Annotated in this window: 1 protein-coding gene; it reads left to right on the forward strand. The window is 73.6% G+C overall.

Translation table 11 applies throughout. From position 1 onward, the window contains the following. Positions 1-60 precede the first annotated feature (60 nt). Positions 61-651: helix-hairpin-helix domain-containing protein (locus DEIPI_RS41285; protein ID WP_045233919.1), on the forward strand; the 591-nt coding region annotated here is incomplete at its 3' end.

Consider the following 651-nt stretch of genomic DNA (forward strand, 5'->3'; position numbering starts at 1 on the left):
GCGACCTGCTCGAGGCGGGCGCGTGCGTGGTGACCTTCCGCGCGCGGCGGGCGGTGACGCATGGATAGGAAGCAGGTGGTGGGCGTCCTGAAGGCCACGTCGGACCTGCTGGAGCTCCTCGGGGAGGAGGCGTTCCGCGTGAACGCCTTCCGCTCGGCGGCGCGCTCCCTGGAGGCGTCCGAGGAGAACTTCGACGACGTCGTCGCGCGCGGCTTCAAGGGTGTCCCGAAGATCGGCGCGGGTCTGGGCGCGGAACTGCGCGAGTTCGTGGAGACGGGCTCGCTGCCGTCGTACGAGGACGCGGCGGCGCAGGTGCCGCCGGGCGTGCTGAGCCTCTTCCGCGTGCGCGGCCTGGGTCCCAAGAAGATCGGGGCGCTCTGGGCGGCGGGGATCGCGTCGCTGGAGGAGCTGCGCGAGGCCTGCCGCGACGGGCGCGTCGCGGCCCTCAAGGGGTTCGGCGCGAAGAGTCAGGCGTCCATCCTGGAGGGCGTGGAGTTCGCGCTCAAAAACGCGGGCCGCCAGCACCTCTCCACCGCGTACGCCGTCGCGGAGGGCCTGTGCCGCGCGCTCGAGGGGCTGGAGCCGCGCTTCGCGGGCGGACTGCGGCGCGGCATGGAGTCCGTCGGGGACGTGGACGTGACCGTCACGGGC

The organism is Deinococcus pimensis DSM 21231 (assembly GCF_000519345.1).
Lineage (GTDB): Bacteria > Deinococcota > Deinococci > Deinococcales > Deinococcaceae > Deinococcus_A > Deinococcus_A pimensis.